Raw genomic sequence first — 19,871 nt, 5'->3', positions numbered from 1 at the left:
GGGGCATCCATCATGTCCCCTCCTTTTCCTTATGCCTGGACGGCGCATTCGTAAGTTTTATAACCACCGCTCAAATTCTTGGCTTGATAACCGTTGTGTGTGAGAATTGTGGTTGCTAGATACCCTCTTAAACCTACCTGGCAGTGTACATATACAGGACGATCTTTAGGCAGTTCATTCAATCGGTCCCGTAGTTCTCCTAAAGGAATGTTGATGGACCCTTCAATAGCTCCGTTTTCTCTCTCTTTCGGTTCTCTGACATCTACAATGATTTCCCCTTTTGCAAGGAGGTCCGCTATTTCATGGTAGTGAAAAACAGATACTTCACCATCCATCACATTGGAAGCCACGTAACCCGCCATGTTGACAGGGTCTTTAGCTGATGAATACGGAGGGGCATAGGCTAATTCCAAATCTGCCAGATCGGTTACCTTTAAGTCCCCTTTTATGGCTGTCGCGATCACATCGATTCTTTTCTCTACTCCTTTAATGCCGACACCTTGGGCCCCTAGTATTCTTCCTGTGTTCGGATCGAACAGCAACTTTAAGGATATCGGACTTCCGCCAGGATAATAGGACGCGTTTGACGCCGGATGAATGTGAATGGCTTCATAATCTTTTTGAAGAGCTTTCAAAAGTTTTTCGTTATTTCCGGTAGTCGCAACGGTAAGGTCGAAAATTTTTGCTACAGATGTTCCCAAAGTACCTGAATAGGATACGGGTTGACCATGGATGTGGTCGGCAACCAAACGCCCTTGTCGGTTGGCCGGCCAGGCAAGTGGGATCATCGCAGGGGTTTGCTGGATATAATCTTTGACTTCTATCGCATCTCCGATCGCATAAATGTTTTCATCCTTCGTTTGAAGTTGTTCATTTACGAGGATGCCTCCACGGGATCCGATCTCGAGATTCGCTTTTTTAGCAAGGTCGTTTTCAGGTTGGACACCGATGGACAAGATTGGTAAATCGCTATCAATGAAACGGCCGCTCTGTAAAAGGATTTTGTTTCCCTGGTCTTCAAATGCCTGGACACCGTCATTGAAAATTAAGTTCACTCCATGTTTTTTCAGCTCTTTATTTACTATGCTTGCCATTTCGTAATCAAGAGGGGCCATCACCTGGTTGCCAAGTTCAACAATCGTCACCTGTACCCCGCGGTGGACAAGGTTTTCAGCCATTTCCAAACCGATGAACCCTCCACCAATAATGACGGCATGTTCAGGTGCTTTTTCGTCCACCCACGCTTTAATTTTATCCGTGTCAGGGACTGTACGTAGAGTAAACAGATTTTCTGCTTCTTGTAATCCTTTGAATGGTGGAACAAGAGGCTTTGCCCCAGGAGATAAAATGAGTGTATCGTACGTTTCCTCATACATTTCCCCTGTATCCACTTTGCGAATGGAGAGCGTTTGTTTCTCCCGGTCGATCTTTATGGCTTCACTAAGGTTACGGATATCCAGATTGAATTTTTTTGACATGCCTTCGACGGTTTGGACAAGGAGCCGGTCTCGGTCGGTAATCACTTCTCCTATATAATAGGGTAAACCGCAGTTTGCGAAAGAAATGTAAGGTCCTTTTTCAATCATGATGATTTCATTTTCTTCACTCAGGCGTCTTAGTCTGGCTGCAGCAGTTGCACCACCGGCCACACCGCCCACAATGATAATTTTTTTAGACATCGTAATCCTCCCCTTCTTTCCTAAATGTGAAACCCTTCACATTAAGTCTTATCTATAGTTTACTCTGTGTTCCCCTAAAATACAATATACCCCATCGTGTATATTTTGTGACAATCTTTTTCCAATGAAAAAGAGGATTCGTGCATGAGGGGCTTCTGACGTTGTAAGATAAAGATAGTGGAAAAGGAGATGGTGATCCGATGGTAGATGAAATGAAGCTCATTCAGCAGCACTTAGCCAATGAACGCACCTATTTAGCTTGGATCCGGACGAGTATTGCCCTTGTCGGGATCGGGTTTTTAGCTACAACGGTCCATATTTCAGCCCTTCCGACGGCAGGGGAGTTGGCGAACAGTCTGGCTATGCTCGTCAGTATTTCCTCCTTGTTTCTTGGCGTAATGACGATTATTGGTGCGACTGTGAACTATTATCATACGCGGAAGAACATCAATGAGAACCGCTTTGTATCCTCCCACCGTATTATTGTCTACATGACTTCTGTGGCCTTTTTGCTGTTTATATTGGTGACCACGTATTTATTTTTTGTATAATACTAGAAAAAGCCTCGCTGACTTTTCAGCGAGGCTTTCCTTGTGTTGGATTTTTTTAAGCGTTACTGAATTCACCTTCATCCGGACGGGATTTTTTAATGAAGAAAGCCATGATGAAACCGGCAACGGCAAAGATCCCAGCAACAATAAAGGAGACGTTTACTCCATGAATCAGGCCTGTCACTCCTTCAGAAGGAATGGTCTGGCTCGTCATGACAGAAACGAGCATGGCCGTACCAACGGCCCCTGATACTTGGCGCATCGTATTGTTCATGGCTGTCCCGTGTGGCATCAAATGCTGTGGCAGCTGGTTGAGTCCTGCTGTTGTTACAGGCATCATCACCATAGCAATTCCGAACATACGGACACAGTTGACGAGAGCCAAGTATAGAAAGGTCGTCGACGGATCAAGGTTCGTAAAAAGGAATGTAGAAACCATGAGCAGTCCGAGACCGATGATGGCAAGCCAGCGCGCACCGAATTTATCAAAAAGACGACCGGTGATCGGGTTCATGATGCCCATTAACAATGCACCCGGCAATAGCATCAAACCTGACTCGAAGGCCGTGAATCCGAGCATGTCCTGCATGAGAATTGGTAAAATGACCGCCCCACCAATCATGGAAATAAAAACAATCATCCCCAGGGCGGTCGTCAGGGTGAAGACTTTATATTTGAAGATACGGAATTCCAAAATCGGTTTTTCCAATTTCATCTGTCGGGTGATGAAAAGCGTCAACGTGACCGCTCCGACAGCTAAAGAAAGGAGCACCTCCTGACTTAAAAAGCTGGCACTGCCGGCAACACTGAATCCATATAAAAGTCCGCCGAAACCGAACGTGGACAGGATGATGGAAATCGGATCGACTTTCGGGAACGTTTGCTTTGTTACGTTTTTCAAAATGAAGTAAGCGACGATCAAGTCTGCAATTGCAATCGGTAAAATAACGAAGAACAAGCTTCTCCATGGGAACTGCTCGACGAGCCAGCCGGACAATGTCGGTCCGATGGCCGGTGCAAAGGCAATGACGAGACCGAACATGCCCATTGCTGATCCTCTTTTTTCAATAGGGAAAACAAGGAACATAATCGTCTGCATTAAAGGAAGGATAATCCCGGCACCAGAAGCCTGTAACACTCTTCCTGTTAAAAGAACCGAAAAGTTAGGGGCGATCCCGCAGACAAGTGTACCGAAAGCGAACAATCCAACAGCTGTCATAAAGAGTCCTCTCGTAGAAAAACGTTCAATTAAAAAGGCTGTAATAGGGATCATGATTCCGTTCACTAACATAAAGATCGACTGCAGCCATTGCGCTGTATTCGCGTCCAAATTCAAATCGGCCATAATGTGAGGCAGGGCCGTAGCTAACAGGGTCTGGTTTAATATAGCTACAAAGGCGCCTGAAATAAGCACGATCATCAAAGGGACACGATTAATTTCTTGAGATGACATGATTTAACCTTCTTTCTAAATTACTTAGGCAACTAATGAAATATCATACCATAAGAAATGTAATTTGTTCAGTATCCTGCATATAATTCCTATTAAAAAATTAGGCCTCTAATATTATATCGCCGAAAAAACAACGCCTGCTCATGGCAGACGTTGTTTTGCTTAGGCTGTTTTCTTTTTTCCGAAGTAAAAGAGTCCGAAAAAGATACCGATTGCTGTCATGGCGACCGCTACGATCAACGTCGGCCAAGGCCCGAATTGAGCAATGAACGGAACGGATAAGGCCGTCACAAAGCCTCCGCCTAAGAAGGGTTCATAAAAGAGCTGTTTGTATCCGAATGCCTCAAAAGCAGGGGACTCGTTATCAGGATCGACGACGCGCATCAATAGTAACCCTGTTGCAGTGACACCCATCGATTGTCCAAAGTCTCCAATTCCACGTTCAAACCAGTACTGCGGAATCATTCTAGGAGCAAGCACGAGGAAACCGAACAAGTTCCATGCAATCCCTGCAGCCGCTAGAATGACAAATGGAACGAGGTATTCACCGATGACATCCAATGATACTGTAGAGATCGCCGACAGAATAAGGATATCAAGCGCAAGTCCTTGAATTCTGTTGATCATTCTTCGATCAACAAGGTTGTACTTGTCCTTTTTGCTGAAAAAGATTTGAAGAGCGATTCCGCCGATCATCGCGAGCGGGAATAATGGAATATAGCTCATAAAATCGGAACCTATGGTAATAGACTCAAGACCAATCAATCCTTGCAACAATAACCAACCAAGTAAAATAGCTATAAATACGATGGATAAATGGAAAGATAAGGGTTCAATTGATTCCGGGCGTAAGGTCATTTTCCCCGCTGGTTCACGGTTTTGATACTCCATAACTCCACGCTTTCTCAAATTAGAAAAGTCTTCCACGTCTTCAATCACTTTTGTCTTTTTATTACGAACACCCCAGTTGATGAGGATGATTCCAAAAATGACACCGGATAATACACCGATCGTCGCAAGGCCGATGGCTAAATCGAAAGCTTCGGCAAAACCAAGCTCTTCGAAAGTGCTCGCCATACCGGCAGCCGTCCCATGACCACCTTCAAAAGCGACCTCAATCAAAGCTCCTGACATAGCAGGGAGGTCAAAGAAAGGAACTAAGACGAGGACAGCAAGTGTAATCCCGACCACATACTGCCCCCAGCCAACAGACCATCCAAGCGCCAACTGTGGACCAGCGTAATGCCAAATATCTTTTAACTTAGGAATGGCAGCTCCGAGAAAAAGCGAAGCAAATACTACATTGATCATGAGTCCAGGAAGGGCAGACCAAACCTCTGTAATGGATTCTGTCATGACACCATTCGAGAAAAAGCTGTCTTCCGGCATGAATTTTCCGAGTACTTGGGGACCAAGGAAGAGTGCAATAAACCCACCGATAATGGATGAGGGTAAGAATAAATTTTGTAATAACGTCCACTTGACGCGGATGATTTTACCGATCAAAAGGAAGACACCGATATAAAGGAGTGCGAAGCCTATTTCATTCGGAGTCATATGGTCACCTCTTTCTTACTGGGGTTATGTTTTCCCATTTGAGTAGTTTTAATATATACTCACTTTCCCTGGTATTTCTTTTGTTGAAACTACATTTTTTATAAAATTTTTTTCCATTTATAACTTCTTCAACTAAAACTCCCTATTGTGGAAGATTCAGTTTAGAGATAACCGGGATTCGTTTGCCTGGTTGAGCGTAAGGGGTGGTTGGGAAGCTACTCGCTTTCCTGTGGAGGAGTGGCGAGCTTCCTCGGGCGGGCTGAAGCACTAAGGGATCTCACCTATATCCTTTCTCCCACGGAAGTCACGCAGATTCCCAACCACCCCATTACATACAGGTGAGATACGAACTCCTTCACCAAGAAGGACTGTCTTCCACTATCCCTGGCTTGCAAGCATAAAGCGCTCTATATCATGCTTTAACATTCGGATTGACACTGGGGAGAGTACGTTGTTCTCCACTTCGCTTGAGCATACCAGCAGAGTTTCCGAGAAGTGGTTTCGAGACACTCCCATGTTAAAGGGGCGGAGGGGAATGGCGAGACTCCTGCGGGAAAAAAGTGCTTGGTGAGACCCCGCAAGGCGTCAGCCTGAGGAGGCTCACCGCGCTCCCGCGGAAAGCGAGTCATTCCCCGCAGCCCCATCCACTCAAAAAACATCTCGAAACTGAGCCTTCAAGAATCCTGCCATATAGCGAAAAATCCCCCGTCTGTTTAGGACGGAGGATTTCGGGTTTTTAAGATTGATTCTTTTCGGTTTTATTAATGAGTGAAGTTCCGACGAGGTCGCCGGTTACGTTTAGGGCTGTCGCTCCCATACCGATTAGAACGTCAACGGAGGCGAGGAGTGCGACAGCTTCCATAGGCAGTCCAACTTGTGAAAACACAGTCGCAATCATAATGATTCCGGCACCTGGGACTCCAGCTGTTCCGACAGAAGCGAGTGTTCCAACAAGGACGATTTGAAGGATGGAGACAAAGCTTAATGGATCACCAATAATGTTGGCTGCGAATACAGCAGATACCGCAATTCGAATAGCTGCACCATCCATATTGATCGTCGCTCCTAAAGGAAGGCTGAAGCCATACAAACTTTTATTCAACCCCATGTTATTCGCAGCATTTAGTGTAACAGGCAGCGTACCTGAACTGCTCTGTGTAACAAAGGCTGTTAACATCGGAGTGCGTGCTTCTTTGAAGAAAGCATTCGGCTTTCGCTTGCTCATAAATAGGAAAAGGATATAAATAGCTAATTGTACAAGTAAACCTACATAAAGGACGACGATGAAGTTCCCTAACTCCAACAGCGTGTTCGCCCCTTGTGTACCAACAACTTCAGCAATAATCGCAAATATGCCGATGGGTACATATTGAAGGATTCCCTTCATGACGATTAAAGTCGCTTCATTCAAAGCGTTTATAACTTTGTACAAATGCCCTCCCAGACTTTGATAAGCGTTGGTCGACCGCATGTAAGAGAGCGCCAAACCAAAGACGAACGCAGTAAAGATGATTCCAAGCAAGTTCATTTCCGTTAAGGCTGTAAGAATATTTTCAGGCACGATGTTTAAGAGCACGCTGGTGACTCCAGGATTATCAGGAACATCCACGGTTTCATTCCCAAGACTCATCCCTGTACCCGGATTAAACAAAGTTGCGACGGACACGCCCACTAATATAGCAAGGGCGGAAGTGCCAAGGTAATAAAGGAAGACCTTTCCTCCCATGCGTCCTAATGAACCGATGTTCGTCTGATTAATACCAACTATAAGGGTAAATAGAATTAACGGTACAATAATAAATTTCAGAAGACGGAGCAATAGGTCACCAAAAGGGGCCAGAACAGCAGCGTCTTCTCCGAACAGGAGACCGACGGATACACCGAGCACCAGGGCTACGGTGATTTTTTTAATCAATGATGTTTGTGTGTAGATTCTCCACAACTTACTCATGGTGAACCCCTCCTTTTTATTAATATTTAAACAGAATAATACTGATTGGTTTACTAAGGTTTACTAGAGTAAGATAAGGCATGTGGTCAAGGATGTCAACGGTGTTGCTTACCATTTACATACTCTTAATCAAAGCCTTCCTCAAATCCCATGCTTTATCTTCTATATAAATTCTCTATTGTAGAAAGGCTCAGTTTTGATAAATTTTTTGAGGTGTTGAAGGGCTTTGTGGGAAGGGACGCTTTCACGCAGCCAAAACTCTTGTAAACATCTCGAAATCGAGTCTTCTACTATCCTGCCATATAGTTAAGTATTGCTCAAAGGATAGGGGTTACATGCGGAGTGGGTAAGGGTACTAGGCTTAAAAAGCGTAAAGGAAGTGACGTGTGTGGAGAAGAAAAATGTCGTTGCTCTTGCAGGGGCGAGTGGATATATAGGACAGAACTTAATGGAAAAGCTGAGAAGCCGTGCTGATATCATCGCTCTATCCCGGAATGGAGACGAAAAGGAAGACAGTGACCAAGTGACTTGGCGATCGTGCGATTTATACTCGATGGCTGATGCAGAAAAAGGCCTCGATGGAGCGGATATCGCTGTATATCTTGTGCACTCGATGATGCCCTCGGCTAAGTTGACCCAGGGATCTTTTGAAGATATGGATGTCATCCTTGCTGATAATTTCGCTCAGGCTGCAAAAAAAGTAGGAGTGAAGCAAATCGTTTATTTGAGCGGCATCATCCCTGAAGACCAACCAGGACTTTCCCGTCATTTGAAGAGTCGACTTGAAGTGGAAAAGATTCTAGGGGCATATGGAGTGCCTGTGACAACGATCCGTGCAGGACTTATCGTCGGCCCAAGAGGGTCTTCGTTTCCGATATTGAAAAAGTTAGTCAAGCGTCTTCCTTTTATGGTTCTCCCACAATGGACGAAGACGAAAACGCAGCCAATCGCCTTACCGGACGTCATCGGGTCGCTCGATCAAAGTATCGGCGAAGAGAGCTTAAAAGGACGTTCGATAGACGTTGGGGGGCCAGATGTGATGACATATGACGAGATGATGAAGAAAGTGGCAGGCGTTATAGGCAGGAAACCAATTATGGTCAATGTCCCTTTTTTGACCATTGATTTGTCTAAGCTATGGGTAAGACTCGTGACAGGAGCACCAAAAGAAATGGTGTACCCACTCATTGAAAGTCTTATTCATCCAATGGTCGCCCAGTCCCAAAATAAAGTGGATGGAATCAGTGAAGGGAAAACTCCTTTCGAGGAAGCGGCCGAGTGGGCTCTGAAAGAGGAAGAAAAGCAACCCAGAGAAAAATTGAACAGACCTAACCTCCCTGCCATGCAGGATGATGTCCGCTCTGTCCAGCGTATCCCGCTCCCTCAGGGCCATTCTGCAGACTGGATTGGGAAGTACTATGTGAAGTGGCTGGAAAAGGTGTTGAATCCATGGGTGAAAACAACCGTAGATGAAACCCACTGTTGTCATATTGGGGTGATCTTTAATGACATCCCCCTACTGGAATTCACCTATTCAGCCGAAAGAAGCACGAAGGACCGTGCCTTATATTATATATCGGGGGGCCGGTTGACTAACAAAGAGAAAAACGTCAGGGGAAGACTTGAATTTAGGAAAATTCCGGGGAAAGATGAAGCGGTTGTAGCCATTCATGACTATATGCCATCATTGCCATGGTTCTTATACAAATACACCCAGGCAAAGGCACATTTGATCGTCATGGCCTTATTCCGCAGGCATTTGGAGAAATGGGGAACACATGAACCATCGTTTCAAGTTCATGAATAATTTCAGGTAATTGAAACATAATAACCGTGTAAGACATTATGTTTTACACGAGGTGATTAGGATGGGCAACAAGGAAAAAAAGCCGGATCGCCAGTTCAAGGAAAGAAAGAGTCATGGCGAGCACCGGAATGGCCGGAAAGCTCAATTCAAAAACCACAGTACACATTTCGGAGAAGTTCCGAATGAGTACGTAGACCGTGAGCGTTTAGGATACAACGCTGACGCGTAACCAAATCCCCCACACGGCATTATGCCGTGTGGGGGATTTTCTTTCCATTCACAAACTCACGTAGTTCAACTATAGGGGAGGATTGTTGATGGCTCAGTTTCGAGATGTTTTTTGAGTGGATGGGGCTACGGGGAATGAATCGCTTTCCGCGGGAGCGCGATGAGCCTCCTCGGACTCCGTCCTGCGGGGTCTCACCTAGCACTCTTTTCCCGCAGGAGTCTCCCCATTCCCCTCCGCCCCTTTACCATACCGGTGTCTCGAAACCAACTACGCAATGAGCCGATTTCACACACAGGTGGATAGGACGCTATTCCGGATGCTAAAGCTTGCTGTAGAGCGCTGTGTGCTTATAACGCTAGGATAGTGGAAGATATCCTTTCATCGTAAAGAGGTTCGTTTCTCTCCTGCATGGAAAGGGGTGGTTGGGAAGCTGCGAGACTCCCGTGGGAGAAGGAGATAGGCGAGATCCCGCAGGACGAAGTCCGAGGAAGCTCGGCGCTCCCCCACAGGAAAGCGAGTTGCTTCCCAGACACCCCTGCTGCTCAACTCAGCAACGAACCCCGGTTATCCCGAATTTGAGTCTTCCAAAATAGGGAGCGTTTGGGGGGATGTGGAATCTTACTTAACTGTTCGATCATTTAAGTCGATATTACTAGAAGAGAGAGTCAACTTAAGGGGGATGAACATGGGTTTATTCATGACAAAGAAAAAAGAGGAAGTCAGGCCGCTTGGGGAAGGGTTTACCGGGGTCATTAAAATACCAAAAGATTCTGATCTACATACACAGTTTAAAATGGTTCATCTTAGTGAACAGGATTTGGCGATCCTGCAATCATTAAAGCCAATGATCAGTAATCACATCGATCAAATCGTGACCCAATTTTATAAAAATTTGGAAAATGAACCATCCTTAGAACGGATCATCAATAATCATAGTTCTATCGATCGTTTAAAACAGACATTGACGGTTCATATTCAGGAAATGTTCAACGGGACGATTGATACCACTTTTATTGAAAAAAGAAAAAGAATTGCGACCGTGCATTTAAAAATTGGGCTGGAACCGAAATGGTACATGTGTGCTTTCCAGGACCTATTATTATCTTTCATGGACATTTATGAACAGGAGCTTCCAAGTGAGCATTATGGTCAGGCAACACGTGCAACGACTAAAATCCTAAATATTGAGCAGCAGCTCGTTCTTGAGATGTTCCAGGAAGAAGCAGAGGAGCTCCGTCAGATTGAAGTGGAGAAAAGGGAAGAGGCGTATCGTAGAGTGGATCAAATGTCTGAAGAGGTAGCAGCTGTCTCTCAACAGGCGAGTGCATCCACAGAGCAATTGACGGAACAGACAGATAAAATTGTCGGTGATTCCAAAAAAGGTTCCAAAGTCGCTCAACAAGTGGAGCAGCAGTCGATGGATGGGAAGAAGCGCCTGGAAATTCAGCAAAAACAAATGAACCAGATTCAAGAAAACATCAATGAAATCTCTGGGGACATGGAAAAATTGAAGCATGTCGCTGAAGAAATCAGTAAAATCGTAACGATCGTTTCTTCCATTGCAGAACAAACGAATTTACTCTCATTGAATGCATCGATTGAAGCTGCAAGAGCTGGTGAGCACGGCGCAGGTTTTACCGTCGTCGCAAATGAAGTACGGAAGTTGTCTGAGCAGACGCAGAATTCAGTAGCAGAGGTGTCAGATTTAATCTCCACTACAAGTGGACAGATCCATAACGTTTCTAGTAATGTCGGCAACATCAACACCATGATTTCTGAAGGTGCAGACAGCATGGATCAAATCAATCAATTTTTCACTGAAATCGTATCTGCGATGGGCCAAAACAAAGCGTATAATGCAGGGATTGAAGCAGAGCTTGAACAATTCGCTCAGGTCATCGAGGAAATCAATGGGGCGGTTTATAAGGTGGCGGCTTCCTCTCAACAGTTGACGGAGCTTACAGATTAGATGTGAAAAGCGAACCAGCTATATGGCAGGTTCCCGCCAATGTATTAATCATGGATTTCATTGGGGCGAATGTTTACATTTCACGGTCAGCCGGGGGTAGAACCAGGATACGAGAAGAAGGGGAAGGGGGAGGCCTGAAAAATTAAGCGCTCCCCGTTCTCAATCCTGATTCTCAAGCCAATCCTTCAATACGATGGCATGGTTGTGCTTTTCATTTTTTGCTCCATACAAAAGAACCACCCGATGGTTTTGAGCGATCTCTTGCAATTCTTTTTTCTTTGATTTTGCCTCCTCAGATTGGTGCAGTTCCTTTTTGTACTTGGATTCAAATTCATTGAATTTGTCAGGGTCATGATTAAACCATTGTCTGAGGGAAGAGGTTGGCGTGAGTTCTTTAGCCCATTCATCCAGTTGCGCCTTTTCTTTTGAAATACCCCGTGGCCACACACGATCAATGAGGATCCGGTATCCTCCTGTTTGTTTTTCATCATCGTAAATACGTTTTAAAACGATGGACATGTATGTTTCTTCCTCCTTTGTTGTGAAAAATAAGAAGCCCTGCACGTTGGTGTGCCGGGCTTCTTTAATGCAAAATTGAATTAGCGTTGAGGATTAACCTCTACGACTTTTTCTTGTGGTACCGTTGCATTTTCCTCATCCGAATCTTCTGAAAGCTCGTCCTTCGCTTCTTTGGCTTTATCTCCAACTTCCTGCAAGTCTTCTCCGGCATCTTTTGCAGTGTTTATAATTTCTTCAGACTCTTCTTTAATATCTTTCGCTTTATCAGCAATTTCTTTCCCTTGGTTGTTAAATACATCTTGAACGGTTGCGGCTGCTTCACTTACAATGTTCACGACATTGCGGACGCGTGTGACAAGGTCATCTTTTTTCGCGGATGGATCCTCTTTCACCTCAGAAGCATAGCCGGAAACCGCATCTTTCGTTGAACGAGTGCCTTCTTTCAGACGCTTTCTTTCTTTAGGATCTTTAATAAGAATGAAAGCCCCGCCGACTAATGCTCCTGTTAAAATAGCAATCGGCAGTTTTTTGTTGCCTCTTTTTTTAGGTGTTTGTGGTTGATGGTTTACATTTTGATTTACATTTTGGTTTTCCATTAGGAAATTCCCCTTTCGGTTGTTAAATTTTTTTGTGCTTCGATACGCATTTTTTCTTTTGTCGCCTGGATGTCTTCGTATTGATTTCTACCCGTATCATAAAATTCCTCTTTTTTGCGGTCATACTTCATTTTTGAAACGGACGGTTCCTTGATCCATATCCTCAAAGCTAATCCACTGACGAAACCGGCGATGATGCCGATGATCCATTCGAGTGCCTTCATGATGAAGTGGTCTCCAACTGAGCGGCTTTCAATGCTTTTCGTTTTTGTGAAAAGTAATACGTTAAAGCAAGAGCTCCATAAACACCACGCCAACCTTCTTCGTTGATTTTTTGTTCGCCTTCATGGGTTGTTTGCTTCAGTGAATAAGTCATATCAACAAGAGAGGACGTAAGCTTCCTTGAAGATTCACCGATATCCCCGACGATATAGAAAAGAGGACTGAGAGCCCGAATCTTTTCATTGACGTCTGCTAATGTGTCGTTACTGTGGTGCAGGACACCTGTCGTTTCTTTCATGACAGAATCCAGTTGCTCTGGCAGTTGATCTACGGTTTTTTTGACACCGCCAAGGACACCTGCCAAGTTGTTCAATGCTTTAATGAGGAAGATAGAGACAATCGCAAAGGCGATTCCGATAATTAAAACACCGATTCCTAAAAAGTCCATTAAAAAAACCTCTCTTCTTTATTGTACTTTTTTTCTCTTCCATTTCAGATAAAGTTCAATAGCTGCATCTCCCCAGCGGAGCGCTTTTGTGACTTTTTCATCTCTTTCATGAGAAGCGTGTGCGACACTTTCAGAAACGCCTTGAATGGATTGATTGACATGTCCGACCGTGGTACCGACATTGTCAAGGGCATCCATCAGACCATCAAGCGTCTTTGTCTTGGTTTCAATATCTGAAGCGATGTGATTCGTTTTCTTAAGTAAGCTCTCTGATTCTGTTGTGATACCCTGCATCTGCCCTTCGACCTTTTCTAACGTCTGTGAAACACTCGTCATTGTACTCGATGCAGCTTTCAGTGTTTTCACAACGAAGATGGCTATGAATGCAAAGGCAATTGCGATGATGAGTAAACTTATTCCCGCTAATGACATGACTCTTCACCTCTTTTATGTTTTAGGATTTCTCTACCTGCTTTTTGTCAATAGAGAAAAAAAGCCACCGGAGCATCTGCCTCCAGCTGACCCGATTAATTCTTGTAAAGCTATACCACTAATCTTTTTCAATGAAACACTCTCCGCGTTAGAAGTTTATGTAAATTCAAAAGATCGTCCATTTTCCTCAAATTAAGTAAGAGCCGTTTCTTTCCTTTAGTAGGGCCAATGGGCGTGGGAAACTTCTCACTTATATAAGGAAAACCAACCTAGAATCGGTCCGGTCCTCGTAACTCCTTCTTCTTAGCCAGCTCAGTCCGTTCGCTGTTGACTGAAACGAATCTAAACCAGATCAAAAAGCAACTCTTCCAAACGACGAACCCTCTTCATCTATCACTATAAAAGTCCTGAATTTGGAATCTTTTGTCTGAGTAAGGTTTTTCCATAAAAGGAAGAGGGAAGTACATATTTATGCAAGCGCTTTCTTATAAACGTTGTTATGAAAGTAAGCAGGAATAATGAGTATGTATAAAAATTCGTCACTATTCGACAAAACTTTTCAGAAAATTTTTATTAATAGCAATTGTAAAAGAGGTTTTCTGATTTTATGATGAATATAGGCAAAAATAAAACACGTAAATTTTTTGCATGTTCATCAACAGAAACTAAAAATCTACTAGTTTAAAGAGGAGTGATGGTGTGGTCCAAGATACAACTTTAGAGCATGATATCTATTTATTCCATGAAGGAAACCTCCGTTACAGTCACAGGCTGCTCGGAGCGCATCCGGATACAAGAAACGGAGAAAAAGGTATCCGTTTCACCGTTTGGGCTCCCCATGCGGTGCAGGTAAGTGTCGTCGGGATGTTCAACGATTGGGACGGCCGGGAGAACCCGATGGAAAAAATCAATGATAACGGAATTTGGATCGCCTTCATTCCGGGTCTTGAAAAAGGCACGATATACAAGTATGAGATATTAACGCCTCACGGACATCTTCAGCTGAAAGCGGATCCATATGCAATATCCAGCGAGCTTCGACCTGACACGGCTTCTGTCGTCTACCCATTAGACAATTACTCGTGGGGGGATGACGAATGGATGAAGCAGAGAAAAGCGAAGAACCCCTATGAATCTCCGATGTCCATCTACGAGCTTCATTTAGGTTCATGGAAAAACATCGAACCTGAGGTCTTCTATAATTACCGGGACTACGCCGATATGGTCATTCCTTACGTCAAAGATCTAGGGTACACCCATATCGAACTCCTTCCACTGACTGAGCACCCTTTTGATCGTTCATGGGGCTACCAGGCGACTGGGTACTATTCTGTCACCTCCCGTTATGGAACGCCCGATGATTTCAAGTATTTTGTCGACCAGTGTCATAAATATGGGATCGGTGTCATATTGGATTGGGTTCCTGGGCATTTTTGTAAGGATGCCCATGGGTTACGCCGGTTCGATGGTGAAGCTCTCTATGAATATGCTAATCCCAGTAAGGCGGAAAAAACACAGTGGGGCACGCTCACATTCGATTTTGCTAGAAACGAAGTTCAGAGCTTCCTGATTTCAAACGCGATCTACTGGCTGAAGGAATACCACCTCGATGGTCTACGGGTCGATGCCGTGGCGAGCATGCTTTATTTGGATTTCGGCAAGGAAGATGGCGATTGGGAGCTGAATGAGTACGGCGGCCGTGAAAACTTGGAAGCCGTATCGTTTATCAAAAAAATGAACGAAGCTATTTTTGAGGAAACACCGGATGTATTAATGATGGCCGAAGAGTCCACCTCATGGCCGCTCGTCAGTGCGCCGACCTATATCGGCGGGCTCGGATTCAATTATAAATGGAACATGGGCTGGATGAACGACATGCTCAAGTATATGGAGATGGATCCAGTTCACCGGAAGTATCATCATAACTTGATTACCTTCTCTTTGTTCTATGCTTTTTCTGAGAATTTTGTATTACCGATTTCTCATGATGAGGTCGTTCATGGCAAGAAATCGTTGCTAAATAAAATGCCGGGTGATTACTGGCAGAAGTTCGCGAACTTGCGCGCCTTTCTTGCCTATATGTATGCCCACCCTGGGAAGAAACTCATGTTCATGGGAGGTGAATTCGGACAGTTCGATGAGTGGAAAGATTTAGAGGATTTGGATTGGGAGCTATTGGACTATGATTCCCACGCCTCCATATTGGATTATACGAAACAATTGCACCAATTGTATCAAGATATGCCTGCCTTATGGGAACTCGATCATAAGGAAGAAGGCTTCATGTGGATCGATGCCAACAACTATGAGCAGAGCATCATCTCATTCGTCCGCAACAGTCGTACATCGAATGACCAACTGGTGGTCGTCTGCAACTTCACTCCAGAAGTCTACCACGATTACAGAGTAGGAGTACCGAAACATGGCTCATATAAAGAGATCTTCTCGAGCGACGCGGAACATTTCGGAGGTTCTGGGCAGACGAACGGGCTGCCTTTAGAAAGCGTACCTTCCCCATGGCAAGGACAGGATCAGCATATTACCATGACGATTCCCCCGCTCGGTGTGAGCTTCTTGAAAAGAACTTCAGTATCCAAGGAGGAAAATCATGAAAAATAAAGAATGTGTAGCAATGCTTCTGGCTGGCGGCCAAGGAACCAGACTGAAGTCATTAACCAAACAAATTGCAAAACCTGCCGTTTACTTTGGCGGGAAATATAGAATCATCGACTTTCCATTGAGCAATTGTACGAATTCAGGCATCGACACAGTCGGTGTTCTTACCCAATACGAACCGTTGATTTTGAACGACTATATCGGCATTGGGGACACATGGGACCTTGACCGTAAATATGGCGGTGTTTCCGTCCTGCCTCCATTCATGCAGGCAGAAGGCGGCGGTTGGTACACAGGTACAGCCAATGCCATTTACCGTAACTTGAAGTTTTTGAATCAATACGAACCTGAACACGTTCTTGTGCTGTCTGGAGACCACATTTATAAAATGGATTACGGTGCCATGCTTGATTATCATAAAGGGTCTGGCGCTGATGCAACGATTTCAGTTATCGAAGTGCCGTGGGATGACGCCAGCCGTTTTGGCATTATGAACACGGATGGAGAGGGAAGAATTACCGAGTTTGATGAAAAACCTGCGAATCCGAAGAGTAACCTGGCGTCCATGGGTGTCTACATTTTCCGTTGGGATGTTTTGAAACAGTACCTGATTGAAGATGCAGAAAAAGAAAATTCCTCCCATGATTTCGGGAAGGACATCATTCCAGCTCTTCTTTACGATTATAAAAAATTGATGGCTTACACATTCGAAGGTTACTGGAAGGATGTCGGTACGATTGACAGCCTTTGGGAAGCCAACATGGACCTTCTGAAAAGGGAGCCTGAGTTGGACTTGAATGATTCGAAGTGGCGCATTTACTCGAAGAACCCGAACCAGCCGCCGCAATATATCGCGCCGACCGCTCATGTGAGAAATGCTTTGATTAATGAGGGCTGCCGCATCAAGGGAAGCGTAGATACGTCGATCATTTTCTATGGTGTGCACGTGGATGAATCTTCGGTTGTCAAAGATAGTGTCATCATGCCTGATGTGAAAATCGGTAAAAATGTGAAGATCCACCGTGCCATCATTTCAAAAGGCAGCGTCATTGAAGATGGAGCGGTCATCGGCGATCCATCACCAGACAGTGAAATTACACTCGTGGCAGACGAGGGAAGTGTCCTTGCCACAAGTTATGCTACCAATAGTTAAAGGGAGGATTTTATGGATCGTATAGCAGGAATCATAAACTTAGATCACGAACAAGACATGTTGGATGAGTTGACCTATTTCCGTTGTGGCGCAGCCGTACCATTTGGGGGGCGTTACCGGATGATCGACTTCGCCATTTCAAATATGACGAATTCCCGGATTGAATCCGTAGCGGTATTCGCTCGCAGAAAGTACCGCTCCCTGATGGACCATTTGGAGCAAGGCAAAGCATGGGACTTGGACCGCAAGCGTGGCGGGCTGTTCATCCTTCCTCCAGACTGGAATGATCCAACAGACATTTCACGTGGGGACTTGCAGCATTTCCACAACAATATCGATTTCATCAATCGGACATTAGCCAACTATATCGTTGTCTCAGGTTCTCAGCACATCTGCAACATCAATTATCAAGATGTTCTACAAGAACATAAGAGCTCTGGTGCAGATGTTACGGTTATCTACAAAAAAGTGGATGAACTTTACCCCGAGCATCAAAGAGCCCACAAGCTTGATGTTGATGAAAACAACCGGGTGACAGCGATCCACAATGATCATAGCAATAAAAATGTGTACATGGATATGTACATCATTGAGAAAGACCTCTTATACAATTTGATCGAAAAATGCATCGCTCATGGCTGCTCCCACTTTTTCCTGGACGGGATCAAAGCCCAATTGCCTGACATCAATATCCATGCGTATGAATACCATGGTGGTCATGCTTTAGTGAACTCTGTTGAAAGCTACTATCGTAACAGCGCCAAGCTCTTGAATCCTGAAGAACATGATGAATTGTTCAAAGACGATGCTCCCGTGTTCACAAAAATTAAAAATGAAGCACCTTCCAACTATACCGTCACATCCAACGTTTCCAATACGATGGTCGCAAATGGGTGCGTCATTGAAGGTCATGTCGAGGACAGTATTCTCTTCCGCGGTGTGAAAGTCGCTGAAGGAGCTGTCATCAAAAATTCAATCATTATGCAACGCTGTGAAATTGATAGCAATGCCGTTTTAGAAAACGTCATTCTAGATAAAGATTGCAACATTTCAAACGGGAAGACATTGATCGGTGCTCCAGAGAAGCCGTATGTCGTCGCGAAAAGAAGAACAATGTAATACCCCAATGGAAGGGACTGTCCGGATCTTATCACTCTGACAGTCCTTTTCATGTAATCAGCTTATTCGTGATGTTTTGAACATGTTTCCAACAAATAATTAAAGGAGTGGGTCAAACGTGAATGTATTGATGATTGGTTCTGAGTGTACCCCTTTTATAAAAACGGGTGGTCTTGCCGATGTTCTGGGTTCTCTTCCTCATGCTTTGAAAAAGCAAGGTGCGGACGTCCGTGTCGTGCTTCCGAAATATGAAAATATGGATGACCTCTGGAAGGAACAGCTGGAGCACCTGGATGAATTGAACATAAAGCTGGGCTGGCGCAACCAGTATGCGGGTATCGAATATATTAAATATGAAGGTATTCCTGTTTATTTCATAGATAACGAGTATTATTTCAAGCGTTCAAATCTTTACGGATACGATGATGAAGCGGAACGGTTCGTATTCTTCAACCGTGCCGTCATGGATTGGGTCTGTGAAATGGACTGGACGCCTGATGTTTTACATTGCCACGACTGGCAGACAGGGTTGATTCCGGTTTACTTACATACCCATTACAAGGAAGTTGAGAAACTTCAAGGTATGAAAACCGTTTTTACCATCCATAATTTGAAGTATCAAGGCGTATTTGCCCAATCTGTGCTTCATGATTTGATGGACTTTGATGAGAACATGATGAGTGAAGATGCGTTTGAATTCTTCGGAGACATCAATTTCATGAAAGGGGCCTTGAATTACGCGGATTTCATTACAACGGTCAGTGAAACTTACGCAAAAGAGATTCAAACGCCTTATTATGGGGAAAACCTAGATGGAGTGTTAAGAAAGCGTACTGATGAATTGATCGGGATCGTCAACGGCATCGACGATCAAAACTATAACCCTATGAAAGACGATGCCCTGGCGTTTCCTTATCGCAGTTCTTTGATCAAGAAAGCCCAAAACAAAATGTGGCTGCAGGCGGAGCTTGGTTTGCCGGTCAGAAAAGATGTTCCGATGATTGGCATCGTTTCCAGGCTGGTGGAGCAAAAAGGATTCGATTTGATCGGGCGGGTCATCGATGAGTTGTTACATGAAGATGACGTCCAGATCGTTTTGCTTGGTACAGGTGAATACCAATATGAACAGATGCTCCAGTGGGCCCAGAACCGACACCCAGAGAAGATGTCTACGAATATCCGGTTTTCAGAACCTTTTTCCAGACAGATTTATGCGGCGAGCGATCTATTTCTCATGCCATCCCGTTTTGAACCATGCGGCATCGGCCAGTTAATCGCTTTACGATATTTGGCTGCTCCCATTGTAAGGGAAACGGGAGGACTTGCGGACACCGTTCAGCCATATAATGAAGAGACAGGAGAAGGGAACGGATTTACGTTTACCAACTACAACGCCCATGACATGCTGTACACCATTCGCAGAGCACTCGAATTCTATCAGGAACCTGCTGCTTGGCAGAATCTTGTGAAGAACATTTGCAAGAGTAAGTTCACATGGAAAAACTCTGCTGATCAATATATGGATCTTTATCAATCCATGTTCCGTTAGCAGGGGTGATAGGAGGAACCT

The 19,871-nt window shown here is 44.5% G+C and carries 17 protein-coding genes; 8 read left to right on the top strand and 9 right to left on the bottom strand.

Annotated features, from left to right (window positions below; translation table 11 throughout):
- Window positions 1-29: 29 nt before the first annotated feature.
- Window positions 30-1,679: a CoA-disulfide reductase gene (locus ACJA3J_RS20920; RefSeq protein WP_406945174.1), complete on the bottom strand. Its 1,650-nt coding sequence runs from the start codon at window positions 1,677-1,679 to the stop codon at window positions 30-32.
- A 200-nt stretch (window positions 1,680-1,879) separates the two neighbouring features.
- Here ACJA3J_RS20920 and ACJA3J_RS20915 point away from each other — a divergent pair, with 200 nt between their 5' ends.
- Entirely contained in the window at window positions 1,880-2,230 is a 351-nt protein-coding gene (locus tag ACJA3J_RS20915; protein WP_089650618.1) for a YidH family protein, read from the top strand.
- A 55-nt stretch (window positions 2,231-2,285) separates the two neighbouring features.
- On the opposite strand, the gene ACJA3J_RS20910 is transcribed toward ACJA3J_RS20915, so the two are convergent.
- From ACJA3J_RS20910 to ACJA3J_RS20900, 3 genes are all read right to left on the bottom strand, one after another.
- The gene (locus tag ACJA3J_RS20910) at window positions 2,286-3,683 is read right to left on the bottom strand and encodes a DHA2 family efflux MFS transporter permease subunit (protein WP_115893594.1); all 1,398 of its coding nucleotides are present in this window, start codon (window positions 3,681-3,683) and stop codon (window positions 2,286-2,288) included.
- Between the two features lie 162 nt (window positions 3,684-3,845).
- Window positions 3,846-5,240 (bottom strand): sodium/glutamate symporter, encoded by a 1,395-nt coding sequence (locus tag ACJA3J_RS20905; RefSeq protein WP_089650616.1) that lies wholly within the window; start codon window positions 5,238-5,240, stop codon window positions 3,846-3,848.
- A gap of 736 nt (window positions 5,241-5,976) precedes the next feature.
- Window positions 5,977-7,191, bottom strand: a complete 1,215-nt coding sequence (locus tag ACJA3J_RS20900; protein ID WP_089650615.1) for a dicarboxylate/amino acid:cation symporter — start codon at window positions 7,189-7,191, stop codon at window positions 5,977-5,979.
- A 388-nt stretch (window positions 7,192-7,579) separates the two neighbouring features.
- Between ACJA3J_RS20900 and ACJA3J_RS20895 the strand changes: the two genes are divergently transcribed.
- The 3 genes from ACJA3J_RS20895 (at window position 7,580) to ACJA3J_RS20885 (ending at window position 11,196) form a co-directional block, all read left to right on the top strand.
- The gene (locus tag ACJA3J_RS20895) at window positions 7,580-8,998 is read left to right on the top strand and encodes an NAD(P)H-binding protein (RefSeq protein WP_406945173.1); all 1,419 of its coding nucleotides are present in this window, start codon (window positions 7,580-7,582) and stop codon (window positions 8,996-8,998) included.
- Between the two features lie 61 nt (window positions 8,999-9,059).
- Window positions 9,060-9,227 (top strand): hypothetical protein, encoded by a 168-nt coding sequence (locus tag ACJA3J_RS20890; RefSeq protein ID WP_167449461.1) that lies wholly within the window; start codon window positions 9,060-9,062, stop codon window positions 9,225-9,227.
- A 685-nt stretch (window positions 9,228-9,912) separates the two neighbouring features.
- Window positions 9,913-11,196 (top strand): globin-coupled sensor protein, encoded by a 1,284-nt coding sequence (locus ACJA3J_RS20885; protein WP_406945172.1) that lies wholly within the window; start codon window positions 9,913-9,915, stop codon window positions 11,194-11,196.
- 159 nt (window positions 11,197-11,355) lie between these two features.
- Here the strand turns inward: ACJA3J_RS20885 and ACJA3J_RS20880 are convergent, their stop codons facing one another.
- The 5 genes from ACJA3J_RS20880 to ACJA3J_RS20860 all read right to left on the bottom strand — a co-directional run bounded on the left by ACJA3J_RS20880 (window position 11,356) and on the right by ACJA3J_RS20860 (window position 13,413).
- Window positions 11,356-11,715: a DUF488 domain-containing protein gene (locus tag ACJA3J_RS20880; protein ID WP_089650612.1), complete on the bottom strand. Its 360-nt coding sequence runs from the start codon at window positions 11,713-11,715 to the stop codon at window positions 11,356-11,358.
- Window positions 11,716-11,795: 80 nt separating this feature from the next.
- Entirely contained in the window at window positions 11,796-12,311 is a 516-nt protein-coding gene (locus ACJA3J_RS20875) for a hypothetical protein (RefSeq protein ID WP_406945171.1), read from the bottom strand.
- Entirely contained in the window at window positions 12,311-12,535 is a 225-nt protein-coding gene (locus tag ACJA3J_RS20870) for a hypothetical protein (RefSeq protein WP_244157015.1), read from the bottom strand. Before ACJA3J_RS20870 ends, ACJA3J_RS20875 begins: the two co-directional genes overlap by 1 nt.
- Complete coding sequence (locus tag ACJA3J_RS20865) at window positions 12,532-12,981, bottom strand: DUF948 domain-containing protein (RefSeq protein WP_089650611.1); 450 nt, start codon at window positions 12,979-12,981, stop codon at window positions 12,532-12,534. Before ACJA3J_RS20865 ends, ACJA3J_RS20870 begins: the two co-directional genes overlap by 4 nt.
- 18 nt (window positions 12,982-12,999) lie before the next feature.
- Window positions 13,000-13,413 (bottom strand): DUF948 domain-containing protein, encoded by a 414-nt coding sequence (locus ACJA3J_RS20860; RefSeq protein ID WP_089650610.1) that lies wholly within the window; start codon window positions 13,411-13,413, stop codon window positions 13,000-13,002.
- Between the two features lie 699 nt (window positions 13,414-14,112).
- Between ACJA3J_RS20860 and glgB the strand changes: the two genes are divergently transcribed.
- The 4 genes from glgB to glgA all read left to right on the top strand — a co-directional run bounded on the left by glgB (window position 14,113) and on the right by glgA (window position 19,850).
- Window positions 14,113-16,032, top strand: coding sequence for a 1,4-alpha-glucan branching protein GlgB (gene glgB / locus ACJA3J_RS20855; protein WP_406945170.1), 1,920 nt, complete (start codon window positions 14,113-14,115; stop codon window positions 16,030-16,032).
- Window positions 16,022-17,182, top strand: a complete 1,161-nt coding sequence (locus ACJA3J_RS20850) for a glucose-1-phosphate adenylyltransferase (RefSeq protein WP_089650608.1) — start codon at window positions 16,022-16,024, stop codon at window positions 17,180-17,182. Before glgB ends, ACJA3J_RS20850 begins: the two co-directional genes overlap by 11 nt.
- Before the next feature lie 12 nt (window positions 17,183-17,194).
- A complete protein-coding gene (gene glgD, locus ACJA3J_RS20845; protein ID WP_406945169.1) occupies window positions 17,195-18,301 on the top strand; it encodes a glucose-1-phosphate adenylyltransferase subunit GlgD in 1,107 nt (368 codons plus the stop codon).
- Between the two features lie 118 nt (window positions 18,302-18,419).
- Complete coding sequence (gene glgA / locus ACJA3J_RS20840) at window positions 18,420-19,850, top strand: glycogen synthase GlgA (protein WP_089650606.1); 1,431 nt, start codon at window positions 18,420-18,422, stop codon at window positions 19,848-19,850.
- Window positions 19,851-19,871 lie beyond the last annotated feature (21 nt).

Source organism: Halobacillus sp. SY10 (assembly GCF_045401165.1).
Lineage (GTDB): Bacteria > Bacillota > Bacilli > Bacillales > Halobacillaceae > Halobacillus > Halobacillus aidingensis.
Note: the sequence above shows the minus strand (reverse complement) of the source record. Positions and strands in the feature narration are given on the sequence as shown.